The sequence below is a fragment of the Brevundimonas sp. GW821-FHT12C05 genome, from assembly GCF_058807475.1.
Genome location: NZ_JBXAQS010000001.1, coordinates 516,717 through 533,983, shown reverse-complemented (window position 1 = coordinate 533,983; position 17,267 = coordinate 516,717). Strand labels below are relative to the sequence as shown.

Sequence of the window (17,267 nt, the reverse complement as noted above, 5' to 3'; positions counted from 1 at the left end):
GCTACCCGGCCGTGACGTCGACAGCCACCAGGTTCTGAGCAGCGGCTGCCAATGCTCCAGCGTGCGACAATCCTGCCCGACCACAGCCGGTCCCGGGCCCGCCACCGGAGCGCTCGCAGAAGGTCCGGTCTGCGCCGCCGCCGTCCCCCCGGTCAGCACGAGCAGCGCAGCGGCCGCCCCCGCCAATACCCGCTCACCTCCGCGATCGCGGAGACCCAGTGCTTTGGGCGAGGACCGCCCGTCGGTTCGCGTCGTCATCGATCCATCCCCCACCGGCGTCTCAACGAAAGAACTGGGTCCCCGCCGTGGCGGGGATAAGCGGACTGCGGGTCACTCGGCCCCGTGCGACCGCGACCCGATGGTCCGGTCCAGGAAGTCCAGATAGGTCCGCCACTGTTGCAGCTGGCGCTCGTTCCCGCGCACCCCGTGCCGCTGGCCCGGATACAGCATCAGCTCGAACGGCTGGCTGTTCTGCTGCAGGGCGTTGATCACCCGCGTCGAGTTTTCCAGGATGACATTGTCGTCGGCCATGCCGTGCATCAGCAGAAGGCGGCCCGTCAGGTTCGGCAGGCGCGGAATGACGTCCGAGGCGGCGTAGCCTTCCACATTGGCCTGCGGCGTCGACATGTAGCGCTCGGTATAGGCGGTGTCGTACAGGCCCCATTCGGTCGGCGGCGCGCCGGCCAGGGCTCCGGCCAGTCCCATCTTCGGCTCGGTCGCCGCCATCAGCGTCATGAAGCCGCCGTAGGACCAGCCCATCATGGCGATGCGGTCATCGTCCACAAAAGGCAATGATCTCAGATAGTCAGCCGCCAGAACCTGATCTTCGATCTCAGGCTGCCCCATGCGCAGATACAGCGCCTGTTTGAACGCCGCCGAGCGGTCGCCCTCGCCCCGGTTGTCGAGGCGGAAGACGATGTATCCGGCCTCGGTCAACAGTTGATTGGTCGACGCCTGCCAGCCACGTTTGACCCCGCCCCCGGACGGTCCGCCGTACACCTGCATGACCACCGGATAGGTCTTGGTCGCGTCGAAGCCCGGCGGGGTGGTCATTTGCCAGACCAGGGTCTCGCCATGGCTTTCCAGCGTGCCGAAGGTCACCTCCCCCCGGCGCGAGGCGAACGGATAGGCCGGGTGGCCCGGCTCCAGGCGGTTCTCCTCGATCCAGCGGATCCGCGTGCCGTCGGCGCGATACAGGCCCGACTGCATCGGCGTGTTCAGGTCGGTGTAGTTGCCGACGAAGGCGTTGGCCTGGCCGGTCTTGTTCATCGACACGCTCCACCAGCCGCCGGCCGAGGTCACCGCCACCGGCGTCATGCTCCGGCGCAACGAGGCGCGGAACAACTGCTGCTCGGTCGGCTGCTCGCGGCCGTCGCGCATCGAGGCGGTGAAGAAGACATCGCCTGTGCGCTGGTCGACCCCCGCCAGACCCTTGACCGGATACTGGCCCGAGGTGATCGCACGGATGCGGCGACCGTCGCGGCTGTACAGGTACAGATGCTTCCAGCCGGTCTCTTCGGTCGACCAGATGAACGTTCCATCCCCAAGGGCGCGGAAGTCGTAACTCAGCGGCACCCAGGCGTTCGACGTCTGGCTGACGATCACGCGCGAGGCGCCCGTGGCCGGATCGACGCTCAGCAGGTCCAGGGTCTTCTGGTCCCGCGACAAGCGCTGCACATACAGGGTCCGGCCGTCCTCCGACCAGTTCACTCGGGCCAGATAGATGTCGGCGTTCGCGCCCAGATCGACCTTGATCCGGTTGCCGCTCTGGCGGTCGTGGACGTACAGCTCGACCACCGCATTGGGACGGCCGGCGCGCGGATAGCGCTGCTCCACCGTCGTGGCGCCGCCGCCGGTGATGTCCAGGCGCGGGATGATGTCGACGCCCGACTCGTCGGTGTGCTGCAGGGCGATGAACCGCTCGTCCGGGCTCCACCAGTAGCCGGTGTCGCGGTCCAGCTCTTCCTGGGCGATAAACTCCGGCGTGGCCCAGGTCTTCAGCCCGTCGCCGTCCGTGGTGATCGCCGTCTCGGTGTTCGTGGCCAGGTCATAGACCACCAGGTCCTGGTCCCGCACGAACGAGACGAAATTGCCTTCGGGCGACACCCTGGCGTCGATCTCGTCGGCCTCGGTCTCGGTCAGGCGCCGCACCGAGCCGTCGGCGCGGGTCGCCAGGAAGATGTCGCCCTCGAGCGGCGCCAGGATGTAGCGACCCTGCTCGTCCCACGAATATTCGACCACGCCGCGCGCGCTGATCCGCATCCGCTCGCGCCGCGCCTTCTCGGCCTCGGACAGTTCGCCCGCGTCGGGAACCAGGGCCCGCGCGTCGATCAGCTTGAACGGTTCGCCCGGTCCCGTCGGCGCGGCCCACAGGTCCTGCACCTCCACGTCATCGGGGCGCGAGCGCAGGAAGGCCACCAGCTCCCCGTCCGGCGACAGGCTGACGCCCTTGGCCACCGGGCCGGACAGCGACGGATTGGCGAACACCCGCTCCGGCGTCAGGATCGCGCTGTCGGCGGTCGCGGGGGCCGGGGTTTGTTGCGCCATTGCAGCGGTGAACGGCGACAACGTCGCCACAAACAGGGTGGAGGCCAGCAGGAAGTTTCGCATGAACGCCGCATGAAGGTTTTTTGAGCTTTCGGGACGCTAGAGGCGGAATCCTCCGCCGTCACCCCCTACGCCTTCCAACGGCCCATCCTGCCAAATGCCGTCGCCGCGACACCCGATCCCTTCCCCCTGCCGCCCGCACCCCCTAAGAAGCGCCGCAATGACCGACGCCGTCGCCCCTCCCCCCGCCAAGGCCTCGCCCTTCCACGAACTCGAGGTCCTGTCCGTCCACCACTGGACCGACCAGCTGTTCAGCTTCCGCATCGCCCGTCCCGAGGATTTCCGTTTCCGCTCGGGCGAGTTCGTGATGATCGGCCTGCCCGGTGAGGATGGCGGCAAGCCCGTCCTGCGCGCCTATTCCATCGCCTCGCCGCACTGGGACGAGGAGCTGGAGTTCTTCTCCATCAAGGTCCCCGACGGCCCCCTGACCTCGCGCCTGCAGAAGATCCAGGTCGGCGACACCGTCCTGATGGGCAAGAAGCCGACCGGCACCCTGGTGCTGGACGCCCTGACCGGCGGCGAGCGGCTCTGGCTGATCGGCACCGGCACCGGCCTGGCTCCCTGGCTCTCGGTCGCCCGTGACCCGGACACCTACAGCCGCTTCGGCCAGGTCATCGTCTGCCACACGGTGCGCAATGTGGCCGACCTGGCCTACCGCGACTTCTTCACCCACGGCATCCACGAGGATCCGCTGGTCGGCGACGAGGCCAAGGCCCAGCTGACCTACTATCCCACCGTCACGCGCGAGCGGTTCGAGACCCCGGGGCGGATCACCGACCGCATCAAGTCCGGCGACGTCTTCGCCGACCTGGGCCTGCCCATCGGCTTTTCCCCCAACACCGACCGCGTCATGCTGTGCGGCTCGATGGCCATGATCAAGGAAACGGGCGAGCTGCTCGAAACCTATGGCCTCAAGGAGGGCTCGAACGCCGAGCCCGGCGACTATGTTCTGGAGCGCGCCTTTGTCGGCTGATCTGAAAGACTCCCCGGCCGTGGTCGCGCCCGAGGTTCTGGGCATCGACGCCCGCGTCGCCCCCGAGGCCTGCCTGTCGATGGCCGAGGTCCGCCACGGCGTCGACGCCCTGGACCGCGCCCTGGTCACCCTGCTGGCCGAGCGCCAGCGCTACATGAACGCCGCCGCCCGCATCAAGCCCAGCCGCGACGTCGTCCATGACGACGCTCGCATCGAGGACGTGGTTCGCAAGGTTCTGGCGTCTGCGGGTCCCGCCGGCCTGTCGCCGGACATCGCCGAGCCGGTCTGGCGCACCCTCGTCGACCGCTGCATCGCCTATGAGTTCAGCGTCTGGGACAAGACGCGGGGCTAGCCTTTTTCCTCCCCTCTTGGGGGGAGGGGTCGTTCAGCCCCTCAACGACCGCAGCATGATCTCGTGCCGGTAGGCCGCCACATCGCCCAGGGCGATCTCCAGCTGGTCGCGCACCCGGTCCAGCAGCGGCGGCGCGGACGCCCTGTCCGCCGCCTCCGCCGCCTGACAGGCCTGCGCCAGCGTATCCGCGCCGATGCCCGCCGCCGCGCCGCGGATCGTGTGCACCGCGTCGCGCCAGCCCTCCTCGCGCACATCCAGCAGCGGCGACCACATCGTCGCCTGCTGGCCGAACAGACCCAGCACCTCGTCGGTGATGGAATCCTCGCCGCCGGTCATCCGCTCCAGCACGTCGAAGTCGACCGCCCCGGACAGGTCCCGGCGCGCCATCAGGCCGCCGTCTCCTCGCCCTTGGCCAGCCGCGAGTTCCGCGACGACCAGACCAGGTAGATCACCAGACCCACGCCGTTCCAGGCGAAGAAGGCCATCTGGGTGAAGGGCTTCAGGCTGAAGAAGAACAGCAGGCAGCCGATCACCGTGATCGCCCCGACCACCGGCCACAGGGGCGCCTTGAACACCCGCTTGCGGCCCGGCTCGCGCAGGCGCAGCACGATCAGGCTCACGCCCACGGCGGCGAAGGCGCACAGGGTCCCGGCGTTGGCCAGCGAGGCCAGTTCGTCCAGCGGCAGCAGGCCGGCCAGGATGGCCACCACGATGGCGGTGAAGACGGTGACCACCGCTGGCACGCCCCGACTGGACACCTTGGCCAGGCGGCGCGGCAGCAGGCCGTCGCGGGCCATGCCCAGGAAGATCCGGCTCTGGCCGAACAGGAAGGCCAGCAGCACGGTCGGCAGGGCGATCACCGCCGCCCCGGCCACCAGCTGCGCCGCCCAGTTCGAGCCCAGTTCGCGCAGGATCAGCGACAGGGGCTCGGTGCTGGAGGCGAACTCCGACACCGGCCGCGCGCCGATCGCGGCGGCCGCGACCAGCAGGTACAGAGCCGTGCAAACCAGCATCGAGCCGACAATGCCGATCGACAGGTCGCGTTCGGGCTTCTTGGTCTCCTCGGCCGCCGTCGAGATGGCGTCGAAGCCGTAGAAGGCGAAGAAGATGATCGCCGCCGCCGCCATCACCCCGGTCTGGGCGACCGCGGGCTGGCCGGTGATCTGCTCCCAGAACGGAATCTGCGGCGCGCCGAAGCCGTTGGGCATGAAGGGGGTGAAGTGGGCCGCGTCGAACTTGGGCAGGGCGATGGCCACGAACACCGCCAGGGCGGCGATCTTCACCAGCACCAGGATGACGTTGACCGTGGCGCTCTCGCGCGTGCCCAGCAGCAGCAGGCCGGTGACCACGGCGATGATGAACACCGCAGGCAGGTTGATGATGCCGCCCGCGTGCGGCCCGGCCGTCAACGCCGTCGGCAGGTCGATGCCCAGGCCATGCAGGAAGGGCGTCGCATAGCCGGCCCAGCCGACCGCCACCGCCGACACCACCAGCGAATACTCCAGGATCAGGCTCCAGCCCACGATCCAGGCGATGGCCTCGCCCAGCACGGCGTAGGAATAGGTGTAGGCGCTGCCCGCCGCCGGCATCATGGTCGACAGCTCGGCGTAGGCCAGGGCCGCACAGGCGCAGACCAGTCCCGCCAGGGCGAAGCTGACCATCACCGCCGGACCGGCCAGGCCCGCGCCCACGCCGATCAGGGTCAGGATGCCGGTGCCGACGATGGCTCCGACGCCCAGCGCCATCAGGTGCGGCCAGCCCAGCGTCTTCTTCAGCGCCGGGCCGTCGTGCGGCGCCAGCATCGTGTCGATCGAACGGCGGCGATTCCAGAAGGCCATGGTCGCGTCTCCCCTCGCCGCTCCCCGGCGGCTGATTCCGCAGCGACCCTAGAGCAAAATCGGCCGGGTTGGACACCGTCTGACTCGGCGTGGGTTTTGCTCCGGTTTGATCCTGCGTCGTTTTTTGGTTTCGGCCCGTTCCGGCCTAAGGCGAAAATGAGCCGGCCAGACCTGCGACAAACCGAAACGGGCGCCCAAAAGCCGCTTGCCATCCGGGGAGCCAGCCTCTATGTCCCGCCCCTCGCTGACGCCGGTCCCGACCGACCGTCGGCGCGCAGACGATGAGTTCGGGTGATTAGCTCAGTTGGTAGAGCAGCTGACTCTTAATCAGCGGGTCGTAGGTTCGAACCCTACATCACCCACCATCGTCCCTTTTGATCTTCCTCGACATTTCAGGATTTCGGACCGCCGCGGCAAGACCTGGCCGGGCTCCGTGAGACGGTCCGCCGACCTGTGATCTTCAGCGCCAGCCGGCGTCGCGGGCCTCGGCCTCAGCTGCGGCGTCCAGGACGTCTCCAGCCAGGCTGGCGTCGACGGCGGCGAGCACCGCGGTCGGCGTGTCGGCCCCGGCCGTCCTGATCTCGCTGGATCCAGCCACCGAGGGCGCCAGCGCACGGATCGACCACGCGTCGTTCTCGCGGCAGGCCAGACCCGCCACGCCGGCCTCGCCGGCCCTGAAGGTGCGGCACCAGCGGCCGTCCCCGTCGCGGAAGGTCAGGACGACAGCGCGCCCGTCACCATCTGCGCCCTCCGACGCCAGACGGCGATCCAGCACCCGAACCAGGCCCGCGTCGGCGATTTCCCCGCCCGGCGCGAGCACGAAGCCGTCCTTCCGGCCGTCGAGCAGCGGGCCGATGATCAGGCCGCCGACGAAGGTCGCCACGGCCAGACCGCCCCACAGCGCGGCCCGCCTCGGCGCGAAGGCCTCGCCGAGGGCTCGGGCGAACCCCGTCCAGGGCGCGGTTACGGGCTCGGCGCCCGCGATCAGCCGCGCGAGAGCCTGGTCCCGGGGATCCGGCTGGACGGCGAAAGCCTCCCGGGCCGCCGCCTTCAGGGCGCGCATGCGTTCAAGCCGCGCCGCCAGTTCGGGGTCGCCCAGCGCCTCGGCGTCGATCTGCTCGCCCTCCCCGGCGCTCAGCTCTCCGTCGATGCGCCGCATCAGGATTTCGTCGTCGTAGCGGGTCATCCCGTCACTCCTTGCGCGGACAGGGTCTGGATCAACGCCTGCCGCCCGCGCACCAGCCGGCTGGTCAGGGTGCCGGCGGGCACGCCCAGGACCTCGGCCGCCTCGGCGTAGGACAGGCCCTCGACGAGGACCAGGGCGACGGCGTGTTTCTGGTCGTCGGGCAGGGCGTGGATCGCGTCGCGGATCGCCAGGGCGTCGGCGCGCAGGCCTTCGTCCGCCAGGGCGGCGTCCGCCACGCGCGCGGTGGCGTCGTCCTCCGGCGAGACCACGCGGCCCCACCGCAGGCTCGAACGGCCCTCGTCGATGGCGATCCGTCTCATGATGGTGAAGGTCCAGCTGTCGAGTCGGGTCCCGGCCCGGAATTTCGACCGCGCCGCCAGCGCGCGCTCGACGGTCTGCTGGACGAGATCCTGCGCGTCCGCATCACGGGGCCGCAGCACCCGCGCAAATCGGCGCAGGCGCGGAAGAAGCTCAACCAGCCCCGTCTGAAAGTCGTCCAAATGCGTTCCTCGTCCATACGGGATGAAACGACCGGACCCAGACGTTTCATCCATGCCATACACAAGGCGGATCACCGTCGGATGCAAGAACGGAGTGGTTGTCGGTGTCGCTGAGAACGATCCTCGCAGGATGGACGGCGCTGCTGATCCTGGCGGCCGGCACGCCCGCCGCCGCCCAGCTTGGGCCGCTGCCGGCGCCCCAGCTGCCGGGACTTCCCTCATCGCTCGGCGACCGCCTGCCGGGGGTCGCGGAGGTGGACGCCCTGGCCCGCCAGACGGTCGACCGGACGCTGCGGGCGCCGTCGCGGCTGGCCGATCTGGTGCGCCGCTCGGACGGCGCCCTGCAGGCCGACCCCCAAGGCTGGCCGGTGGTGGCGGCGCAGATCGTCGCCATCGACCTGTCCGATGCGGCACAGGCCGAGGCGGTCCGCGCCGGTTTCACCGTGATCCGGGAGGACCGTCTGGAGGCGCTGGATCTGTCGGTCGTCGTGCTGGCGCCGCCCGCGCGATGGCCGCTGGCCCGCGCCGTGGCCCGACTGCGGGCGCTGGCTCCCGACGCGGACGTCAGCTTCAACCACATCTATTCGCCCGCCGGGAGCGAAACGGCTTCACCGGGGTCGAACGCGCCGGCGCCGCCCGGTCCGCAGGCAAGCGGCGCCAGGCTGGGCCTGATCGACACCGGGGTGGAGGCGACCCACCCGGCCTTCGCCGGATCGCGGATCAGCCAGCGCGGCTTCGCCGGCCCGCCCCGACTGGGCGCGCACGGCACGGCGGTGGCCTCCCTGATGGTCGGGCGCAGCGGCGCCTTCTCCGGCGCCGATCCCGGCGCCGACTTGCTGGTGGCCGACATCTATGGTGGTCAGGCGGCGGGCGGGTCCTCGACGGGGCTCGCCCAAGCGCTCGCCTGGATGGTCGAGCAGCGCGCGCAGGTCGTGAACGTCAGCCTTGTCGGCCCGCGCAACGGACTGGTCGAACGCGCGGTCGCGCGCGCCCAGGCGCGAGGCGTGACGATCGTCGCCGCCGCCGGAAACGACGGACCGGCGGCCGCCGCCCTGTATCCGGCCGCCTATGACGGCGTGATCGGGGTCGGCGCCGTGGGACGCCGAAACCGGCCCCTTCCGGAAACCGCTCGCGGCCCGCAGGTCGACTTCGTCGCCCCCGGCGCCGACATGGCCGCCGCCGGCCTGGCCGGCGGTTGGACGAACGTGCGCGGATCGTCGTTCGCCGCGCCCTTGGTGGCGGGGCTACTGGCGCGGCGGGGCGGAGGGTCCACAGCGATCGAGGCCCTGGCGCGGGCGGCGACCGACATGGGCGCTCCGGGCCGTGACCCGGTCTATGGCCATGGTCTGGTCGGCGCGGATCTGCGGGTGGCGCCCGGTGCCGTCAGCGCACGCGGCCAGCTCAGCCGCTAGAGGTTTTTGGAGCGCCCGGGATGAAACCGCCCGGGCCGGTCGTTGGACCCTGTGAGGGCGATCACGCCCGCGATCTGCAGGAGATACGATCATGAAGAAGACCCTGATGATGGCGACCGTCGCGTTCGGTCTGGCCCTGGCCGGCGCATCGCAGGCCCAGGTCCTGGGCGGTTCCGGCGGTCTGACCGGCGGCCTGGGCGGCCAGGTCGGAGGCCTGGGCGGTTCGTTGGGCGGCAATGGTTCGCTGACGGGCGGCCTGACCGGCTCCCTCGACAGTGGAATGGTCCGCGACCGGGCGACCGACACCCTCTCGCGGACGGAACGCCGCGCCGAACGGGCCAGGGCCCGCGCCGACGCCGCCGCGGAGCGGACCCGCGCCCGAACAGCGGCCGCCGCCGACCGCACCCGCGACACGGCGTCCAGCGCCGTCGGAGCCGTAGGTTCGACCGCGACCGGCGCCTATGGCTCGGCTCAGAACGCGACCCAGGGCGCGGCGTCCGGCGCCGCCGGATCGGCGCAAGCACAGGGTTCCGGCATGCTAGGCGGCGCCGCGTCCGCCCGCGACGGCTCTGTGAACGGATCGACGTCCGGTTCAGCCGAGAGCTCGGCCCGGCCGCCTCGCCGCCGCGCCGATGGCAGTGCCGGCGTGAACGGATCGGCGTCGGCGAACCGCAACGGGGCCTCGGCTTCGGTCGGCGCCAACGCCGGCGGTAGCGCGGGCCGCGACGACTGACCTGATCTTCCTCGGAACCCGCTGAACCCCGTCGGCCTTCGGTCGGCGGGGTTTCGCCCGCCGTTAGCGCTCAGGCTTGCGCGCCGGTGGTCTCGTCGGCCGACTTGCGGAAGGCGCGGGGCGTCATGCCGACCTCGTCCCGGAACGCACGATTGAAGGGCCCCAGCGAGCCGAACCCGCAGTCGAAGGCGATCTCCAGGATCGATCCCCGATAGGCCGGGTCGGCGAGCAGGGCTTTGGCCCTCCGGATCCGGTGATGGTTGATCAGCCGGTTGAAGTTGGGAAAGCCCAGACCAGCGATGCACTGGGACACCCGGTACTCCGGCTCCCCCAGCCGCGCCGCGACATCGGCGATCCGCAGGTCCGGCTCGGTGTGCAGCTCTTCCTCGCGGAGCAGACGCTGAAGGCGCTCGGCCAGCCGCAGGTCCTCGGTCGTCGCGGCTCGCCGGGCGGATCGCCCATTGCTGTCCCGCTCCAGCGGATGGGTCAGCCGGAACCAGACCGCGGCCCCGCACGCCCACAGTCCGGCGAAGGCGCACGCGGCCTTGATCAGCTCGATCCGGTCGGCCTCCGCCTGACCGCCCCCCGCGCTGCGCAGCCCCAGGATCGAGACGGCGACCAACAGGGTGTAGACCGCCAGAAAGACGATCCGGAACCGCGTCTCGGCCGCCGGCAGCCCCGTCCGGCGGCGGCTGAACGGCTCGACGAAGGTCAGCAGCAGGGCGGCGGACCCGCACAGCACATAGCTGTTCTCGGCGATCCCGGCCGCGACGCCCCCTTCCGGCAGGAGGATGGCCGCCGCGCCCGAAAGCTGGATGATCAGGGCCACCACGCGCGGCCAGCGGGCGTCGTGCGGCTCCGCGTCGAACAGGGCGCGCGTCAGCAGCCAGGCCCAGCCGCAAGCCCCCACGCCTCCGACCGCGAAAGCCGTGCCGACACCGCCGTCGAGCAGCCGGCCCAGCACATAGCTGACGAAGGACAGGGCCGTGATCGCGGCATGGACGTGAAGCCGATCCAGCGACCGCCACGACGACATCAGCCTGCCGCCCGGCGCGCTCTGCACTGTTAGCGTGGACATCCCGGCCCTCCCGAAACTCGCGGGATTGATGACCTGAAGCGACCGCTTCGTCCAGCGGGGGCGGTCCCGCATGACGGACGCTTCAAACAGGTTCTGGCCGAATTCCAAATCGGCGAGACGCCGTGCGCGCGCGTCGCGAGCCTGCCGATGACCTCATGCGAGGCGCCATCGGGAGAGCCTATGTCGAACACCCCTTCACCCACGTCGATCCGGAACGCGGCCGCGAAACTGCTGCGCGGGTCCGGAGTCCTCTGGTTCCTGGTCGCCGCTGTCGGCCAGATCGCCTTCATCGGCTTCATTCTCGTCTTCTACGGCGTTCGCACCGCGACCGGGAATTTCGCGGGCTGGAACGACAAGCCCCTGATCGACGGCTATGTCGAAGGCGACCACACCGGCAATCTGGTCTTCGCCGCCCACGTCCTTCTGGCCTCCGTGGTGACGCTCGCCGGCCTCATGCAACTGGTCCCGCAGATCCGCGGCCGCCTCCCCGCGCTGCACCGCTGGACCGGGCGTTGCTTCCTGGTGATCGGCGGCTTCATGGCGCTGAGCGGGATTTGGCTGGCGGTCGTTCGCGGCACCTATCTGTCGACCATCTCCGCCGTCGCCATCCTGATCAACGGCGTGTTGATCCTCGTCTTCGGGGTGCTGGCCTGGCGTCATGCGGTCAAGCGGCGCTTCGAGCAGCATCGCCGATGGGCCATGCGCACCTTCATGGTGGTCAGCGGCGTCTGGTTCCTGCGGGTCGGGCTGATGGGCTGGGTCGTGGTCAACAAGGGGCCCGTCGGCATGACCGACGACATGTCCGGCCCCGCCGACATCGTGCTCACCTTCGGCAGCTATCTGATCCCGCTGGCCCTGCTGGAGATCTATTTCGCCGCCTCCCGGACCACAAACCCGGCTCTGAAGGCGGCCGTCGCCCTGCTGGTGGTCGTCGCCTCGGCCTATACGGCGATCGGCGTGTTCGGCGCGATCGCCTTCATGTGGGCGCCCTACATGACCGGCTGAGCCCCATCACTCCGACCCGCATCCGCCTTCCCTCGCCCGGCCAACCTGCCTAGGTTCGCCGGATCACTGGGCGGAGGGCTTCGGCATGAAACGGATCGGCCATCACACCATCCTGGCGGCGGTGTTCGCGACCCTGTCCCTGTCCGGCTGCGCCACGGCGCAGGAGGCGCCGACCCCGCCGCCGACGGCCTATGAAGCGGTCGATCCCTTCATCGGCACGGCGGGCAAGGGCCATACCTTCCCCGGCGCCGTCGCCCCGTTCGGCATGGTGCAACTGAGCCCAGACACCGACTTCCGGCCCTTCCGCCAGTCCTATGACTGGGCCGCGGGCTACCGCTACGACGACCCGACCATCCTGGGCTTCTCGCACACCCATTTCTCGGGCACCGGCCACTCCGACCTCGGCGACGTGCTGCTCACCCCGATCTCGGGCGAGGTGCGCTGGGACGCGGGCGATCCGGCCCAGCCCGGCTCGGGCTACCGCTCGCGCTACAACAAGGCCTCCGAGATCGCCGATCCCGGCTACTACGCCGTCAGCCTGACCGATTCCGGCGTGCGCGCCGAGCTGACCGCCGGCGTCCGCGTCGGCCTGCACCGCTACAGCTTCCCGCGCGCCCAGCCCGCCCGCATCCTGCTCGACTTCCGCCCTTCCATCTACGACTACCCGGGCAAGGTGCTGTGGTCGCGCATCCGGGTGCGGCCGGACGGCACGGTCACCGGCTTCCGCGAGACGCGCGGCTGGGCCCCCGGCCGCCAGCTGTATTTCGCCATGCGCTTCTCGCGCCCCATGGTCGGCTACCAGCTGCAGAACCGCGAGGAGAACATCCCCTACAACGGCTTCCGCCAGCCGGGCCGCGGCATGGACGACCGCGCCCAGGTCCAGGGTCGCGCGCTGGAGGCCGCCTTCGACTTCGGCTCCATCGCTGGGCCGCTGCTGGTCAAGGTCGCGGTGTCCTCGGTCGACGAAGAGGGCGCCATCCGCAACCTCGACAGCGAGGGCGGCGACTTCGACTTCAACGGCGTGCGCGCCCGCACCCGCACCGCCTGGGAAGAGGCGCTGGGCGCCGTCGACATCGAGGCCGCGCCCGAGATGCGCGCCAGCCTCTACACCGCCCTCTACCACTCGCTGATCGCCCCCTCGGTGCACGGCGACGCCGATGGCCGCTGGCGCGGGCCGGACAACGCCGTCCACCAGTCCGACTTCACCGTCCACTCGACCTTCAGCCTGTGGGACACCTTCCGCGCCCAGCACCCGCTACTGACCCTGGTCCAGCCCGACACCCGCAACGCGGCCATGATCAACTCCCTGATCGCGGCGCAGAAGGTCAGCCCCTACGGCATCCTGCCGGTCTGGTCGTTCGCCGGTCAGGAAACATGGACCATGATCGGCTACCACGCCGTCCCGGTCATCGCCGACGCCTACCTGAAGGGCATTGAGGGCATCGACGGGGAGGCGGCGCTGAACGCCATGGTGGCCAGCGCCAGCTACCGGCCCTACGGCGGCCTGGGCGACTACATGGACCTCGGCTACGTCCCGATCGACCGTGAGCCCGAGGCGGCGTCCAAGACCGTCGAATACGCCTATGACGACTGGACCATCGCCCGCATGGCCGAGCGCCTCGGACGCACGGATGTTCAGCAGCCGTTCGACCGCCGCGCCGGCTTCTGGCGCAACACCTTCGACACCGAAACCGGCTTCGTCCGCGCTCGCCTGGCCGATGGAACCTTCCGCACGCCGTTCGACCCGACCGCCATCAACTACGGTTCGGACTACACCGAGGGCAACGCCTGGCAGTATTCGTGGTTCGTGCCGCAGGACATGGCCGGACTGGTCACCGCCCTGGGCGGGGACGAGGCGGCGGTCGCCCGCCTGGACGCCATGTTCGACCACGACAACACCGGGCTGGACTACTCCCACGCCGAGGACATCGCCGGCCTGATCGGCCAGTACATCCACGGCAACGAGCCCAGCCACCACTCGGCCTACGCCTACGTCTTCGCCGGCGCCCCGTGGCGGACGCAGGCGCGGCTCAAGCAGATCATGGACAGCCAGTACCATTCGCGGCCCGACGGGCTGGCGGGCAATGACGACGTCGGCCAGATGTCGGCCTGGCTGATGTTCACGGCGCTGGGCTTCTATCCGGTCACGCCGGGCTCGGGCCAGTACGTCATCGGCCGCCCCTTCGTGTCGCGCGCCGCCCTGAACCTGCCCAACGGCCGCCGCTTCGTCATCTCGACAGAGGGCCTCTCGGACCAGAACCTCTACGTCCAGTCGGTCAGCCTGAACGGCCGCCCGCTGGACCGCACCTGGATCGGCCACGACGAGATCCAGGCCGGAGGCGAGCTCCATTTCGTCATGGGGACCGAGCCGAACCTGCTGTGGGGGACGACCGCGGCGGAACGGCCGTACTCGATGAGCGCCCCCGGACGCTGATCCGTCACACAGGGCTAACCCCGCGTTCACCCTCGCCCTTCATAACGCCGCCGTCGATGGCCGCGCGTACAGGCGGCCAGGTGTGGAGTGTGCGTGTTGCGTAGCCGGACGTGGACGACCTTTCGGGTCGCGATCCTCCTTGTCGCCCTGGCCAGTCTGGGGATGTTGGCGGTGCTGGCCGTGGTCGGTTCGGCCATCGATTCCCACCAGCGCCAGAAGGAACAGCATCTGGTCGAACTGAGAGTGGCCGGCGCGCTGAAGGGCGTCACCGCCGACCTGACCGCCGGAACCATCTGGGACGAGGCGGTCCTGCGTCTGGTCGCCCATGACGCGGACTGGATCGACCATCATCTCGGCGCCTTCTTCGCGGTCCAGAGCGGCCACGCCGCGACCGTGGCCTATGACGACAAGGGCCGCCTGATCCGCGTCAGCCTCGCGGGCAAGGCGGCGGGCGCCGACCCGACCCAGCCTTTCGCCCACGCCGCCGCGCCCCTGGTCACCGACGTCCGCAACCGCGCCGCGACCCGGGACCGGTCCGCCGTGGACATGAAGGCCGTCCGCCTGCGCAGCGGCGTCATCGGCGTCGACGGCCGGACCTGGCTCGCCGCCGCCTCGACCGTCGTGCGCCACACCGACGGAGGGCCGATCCCCGCCGCGGATCCCATCATCGTCTCCTTCAAGCCGTTCGAGACGGTGGTGGAGCCGCTGGCGACCGAACTGGGCCTCAAGGCCCCGCGCTACCAGCCGGGCGCCGCAACCCCCGCCCTGCGCGGCCACCAGACCGCCGTCGCCGTGCGCGATATCGAGGGCCGGACCCTGGGCTGGATCGTCTGGACGCACGAGGCGCCGGGCGCCCGCATCCTGCGCGAGGCCGGACCCCTGATGCTGATGCTGCTGGTCGCCACCCTGCTGGCCGCCGCCCTGCTGTTCCGCCGCGTCGCCGACGACGTGCGTCGTCTCACTGAGAGCGAGCAGGCCCTCGCCGCCGCTCTGGAGAAGGCCGAGGCGGGCAGCGCCGCCAAGTCCCGCTTCCTGTCCAACATCAGCCACGAGCTGCGCACCCCGCTGAACGGCGTCCTGGGCATGGCCCAGGTGATCGAGGACGACCTGCTGACCCCGCAGCAGCGCGACCGCATGGCCGTGCTCAAGGAGGCGGGCAAGGCCCAGCTGCGGCTGATCGAGAACCTGCTGGTCGCCATGCGGCTGCAGAATGAGGCGGTGGCCCTGCACCCCCGCCCCTTCAGCCCCGACCAGTTGCTGCGCCAGATGGCGGCGGACTATCGCGGCGGCGCGACCGCCCGGGGGCTGAAGTTCAAGATCGAGGCCAAGGCCCCGACCCGCCGCCTCGGCGACGAGGGCCAGATCGCCCGCCTGGTCGAACCCCTCATCGACAACGCCGTCCGTTTCACCACAGACGGAACCGTCACCGTTCGCACCCGCGAGACCCACAACGCCCTGGTCTTCGAGATCGCCGACACCGGCCCCGGCATGGCGCCCGAGGTCGTCGCCGACCTGTTCACCGCCTTCAGCCAGGCCGACGAATCCTCCACCCGCTCCACCGACGGCGCCGGCCTCGGCCTGGCCATCAGCCACGGCCTGACCACCGTCATGGGCGGCCGCCTGCAGATCGAGAGCGAACCGGACAAGGGCAGCCTGTTCCGGGTCACCCTGCCGCTGCCCCGCGCGGACGAGGCGGCGAACGACGGCGCGGAGGCCTAGGGCTTCACGAACCCGCGCAGCACGTTCGCCTCGGTGCTCAGCTGCAGCCGGTTCAGGTCCACCCGCTTCGGCTCGGCGAACATGATGAAGTAGTACTTCATCTGCTCCGACCACCAGTAGCCGGGGCAGTTGTCGCCCTGCTCCATCGGTCGCGTCGTGATGTCTTTCAGCGAGGTGTAGCCATAGGCCGCCTTCGAGGTGGCCTTCATGTTGCGATAGTGAATGGCCGTCAGCGCGCGGTAGCGCTCGTCCCGGTCGCCCAGCCACAGGTTCAGGCAGGCGTCGGCGAACTCGGGCCGCAGGCCGGTGCCCTTGCCGCGCGGCGTGCGGGTGCGCACGTCGGTCGATTCCGGGATAATGACGTACTGCTCCTGCATCTCCGTATAGGTGGCCAGGAAGTCGTCGCCCTCGCGCTTGAGTCCGACCTGCCCCAGTAGACCGGCCAGATAGCCGCCTAGCACCGTCTGCGAATAGCCGGTCGTCTCGGCGGTCTCATAGTCGACCATCGGGAACCACAGGCGGCCATCGAACCGCTTGCCCTGATGGGCGACCATGGCCCCCATGCATTCCTCGGCCCAGCGCTTCATGTCCGCGTCGCCGAACAGCTCCCAGCTGTCCCACAGGTATTCGTAGAAGCTGTCCGCATAGACGTCGATCGAGGCGTTGCGGCTGATGAACAGGCCCGTCTCGGCGTGGATGTTGGCGGCCATCAGCCCCTTGTCGGAGCGCATGTCCAGCGCGTGCTTCATCGCCCGCTTGGCTGCCGCATAGTAGCGGTCGTCGCCCGTCAGCTGGCTCAGCACCCCGAACTCGGTGGCGTAGGTGCCGATCTCGGCCAGGTTGGTCTCCGGATCGCGCACCGCCCCCGTCTTCAGGTTCACATAGCGGTACGGCAGGCCGTGCGGCGAGGCGTCGAAGGCCTTCATCAGCCGGTCGGCCAGGTCCTCCGCCTTCTCCAGCAACACCGGATCACCGCAGGCCAGGTGCGCCGAGATCAGTCCTCCGACCAGCCGGATGTTGGTCTCGAACACCTGCGAATAGTCGTCGATGTCGAAGTTCAGGTTCGCCTTCACCCAATCGACGCCGGCCTGGAACTCGTCGTCCAGCTCCATGATCCACAGGGTGTCCAGCGCCTCGACCAGCGACAGGCCCAGATCATGGCCCTCGATGAAGAAGGACCGCGCCGTGCCGGAGACGGGATTGATCTCGTCCCGGCCCCACGCCTTGTCGACATAGTGGTCCCAGGCCCATTTGAACTCGGCCTTCACATCGGCGCCGAGCGCCGCCCAGTCCTCCGAATTCCAGCCGGATTGGGCTTTCGCCGGAAACCCCGTCAGCCCCAGGGCGGCGAGGCCGCCGGACAGGGCCAAGGTTTGGGCGAGCGCATGGCGGCGAGTCAGACGGTTCTGGATCATGCCCCACCCTATCGC

At 70.0% G+C, this 17,267-nt stretch carries 14 protein-coding genes and 1 tRNA gene; 8 read left to right on the top strand and 7 right to left on the bottom strand.

Annotated elements, in window-relative coordinates:
• Positions 1 to 330: 330 nt before the first annotated feature.
• Entirely contained in the window at positions 331 to 2,610 is a 2,280-nt protein-coding gene (locus tag AC1RRF_RS02540) for a S9 family peptidase (RefSeq protein WP_492832519.1), read from the bottom strand.
• Between the two features lie 157 nt (positions 2,611 to 2,767).
• Here AC1RRF_RS02540 and AC1RRF_RS02535 point away from each other — a divergent pair, with 157 nt between their 5' ends.
• Both AC1RRF_RS02535 and AC1RRF_RS02530 read left to right on the top strand, forming a co-directional pair.
• Positions 2,768 to 3,580 carry a ferredoxin--NADP reductase gene (locus tag AC1RRF_RS02535; RefSeq protein ID WP_291833973.1) on the top strand — a complete coding sequence of 271 codons (813 nt, stop codon included), beginning with the start codon at positions 2,768 to 2,770 and terminating at the stop codon, positions 3,578 to 3,580.
• A gap of 79 nt (positions 3,581 to 3,659) precedes the next feature.
• Positions 3,660 to 3,932, top strand: coding sequence for a chorismate mutase (locus AC1RRF_RS02530; protein WP_492834126.1), 273 nt, complete (start codon positions 3,660 to 3,662; stop codon positions 3,930 to 3,932).
• Between the two features lie 33 nt (positions 3,933 to 3,965).
• Here the strand turns inward: AC1RRF_RS02530 and AC1RRF_RS02525 are convergent, their stop codons facing one another.
• Positions 3,966 to 4,319: an Hpt domain-containing protein gene (locus tag AC1RRF_RS02525; RefSeq protein WP_492832517.1), complete on the bottom strand. Its 354-nt coding sequence runs from the start codon at positions 4,317 to 4,319 to the stop codon at positions 3,966 to 3,968.
• A complete protein-coding gene (locus tag AC1RRF_RS02520; RefSeq protein WP_492832515.1) occupies positions 4,319 to 5,770 on the bottom strand; it encodes an amino acid permease in 1,452 nt (483 codons plus the stop codon). Before AC1RRF_RS02520 ends, AC1RRF_RS02525 begins: the two co-directional genes overlap by 1 nt.
• A 289-nt stretch (positions 5,771 to 6,059) precedes the next feature.
• On the opposite strand from AC1RRF_RS02520, the gene AC1RRF_RS02515 reads away from it, so the two are divergent.
• Positions 6,060 to 6,135 (top strand) — tRNA-Lys (locus AC1RRF_RS02515).
• 95 nt (positions 6,136 to 6,230) lie between these two features.
• Here AC1RRF_RS02515 and AC1RRF_RS02510 read toward each other — a convergent pair.
• Positions 6,231 to 6,956, bottom strand: coding sequence for an anti-sigma factor family protein (locus AC1RRF_RS02510; RefSeq protein WP_492832513.1), 726 nt, complete (start codon positions 6,954 to 6,956; stop codon positions 6,231 to 6,233).
• Positions 6,953 to 7,456, bottom strand: a complete 504-nt coding sequence (locus tag AC1RRF_RS02505; protein WP_492832511.1) for an RNA polymerase sigma factor — start codon at positions 7,454 to 7,456, stop codon at positions 6,953 to 6,955. Before AC1RRF_RS02505 ends, AC1RRF_RS02510 begins: the two co-directional genes overlap by 4 nt.
• Before the next feature lie 104 nt (positions 7,457 to 7,560).
• On the opposite strand from AC1RRF_RS02505, the gene AC1RRF_RS02500 reads away from it, so the two are divergent.
• Complete coding sequence (locus tag AC1RRF_RS02500; RefSeq protein WP_492832509.1) at positions 7,561 to 8,868, top strand: S8 family serine peptidase; 1,308 nt, start codon at positions 7,561 to 7,563, stop codon at positions 8,866 to 8,868.
• A 91-nt stretch (positions 8,869 to 8,959) separates the two neighbouring features.
• A complete protein-coding gene (locus tag AC1RRF_RS02495; RefSeq protein ID WP_492832507.1) occupies positions 8,960 to 9,601 on the top strand; it encodes a hypothetical protein in 642 nt (213 codons plus the stop codon).
• Between the two features lie 70 nt (positions 9,602 to 9,671).
• Here AC1RRF_RS02495 and AC1RRF_RS02490 read toward each other — a convergent pair whose 3' ends face one another.
• Positions 9,672 to 10,679 (bottom strand): helix-turn-helix transcriptional regulator, encoded by a 1,008-nt coding sequence (locus AC1RRF_RS02490; RefSeq protein ID WP_492832505.1) that lies wholly within the window; start codon positions 10,677 to 10,679, stop codon positions 9,672 to 9,674.
• 180 nt (positions 10,680 to 10,859) lie between these two features.
• Between AC1RRF_RS02490 and AC1RRF_RS02485 the strand changes: the two genes are divergently transcribed.
• From AC1RRF_RS02485 to AC1RRF_RS02475, 3 genes are all read left to right on the top strand, one after another.
• A complete protein-coding gene (locus tag AC1RRF_RS02485; protein WP_492832503.1) occupies positions 10,860 to 11,684 on the top strand; it encodes a DUF2306 domain-containing protein in 825 nt (274 codons plus the stop codon).
• A gap of 85 nt (positions 11,685 to 11,769) precedes the next feature.
• A complete protein-coding gene (locus AC1RRF_RS02480; RefSeq protein WP_492832501.1) occupies positions 11,770 to 14,118 on the top strand; it encodes a GH92 family glycosyl hydrolase in 2,349 nt (782 codons plus the stop codon).
• Between the two features lie 93 nt (positions 14,119 to 14,211).
• On the top strand, positions 14,212 to 15,837 hold the full coding sequence (locus AC1RRF_RS02475) for a sensor histidine kinase (RefSeq protein WP_492832499.1): 1,626 nt from the start codon (positions 14,212 to 14,214) through the stop codon (positions 15,835 to 15,837).
• Here AC1RRF_RS02475 and AC1RRF_RS02470 read toward each other — a convergent pair.
• Entirely contained in the window at positions 15,834 to 17,252 is a 1,419-nt protein-coding gene (locus tag AC1RRF_RS02470) for a glycoside hydrolase family 47 protein (RefSeq protein ID WP_492832497.1), read from the bottom strand. The two genes, AC1RRF_RS02475 and AC1RRF_RS02470, sit on opposite strands and share 4 nt — an antisense overlap.
• Between the last annotated feature and the right edge of the window lie 15 nt (positions 17,253 to 17,267).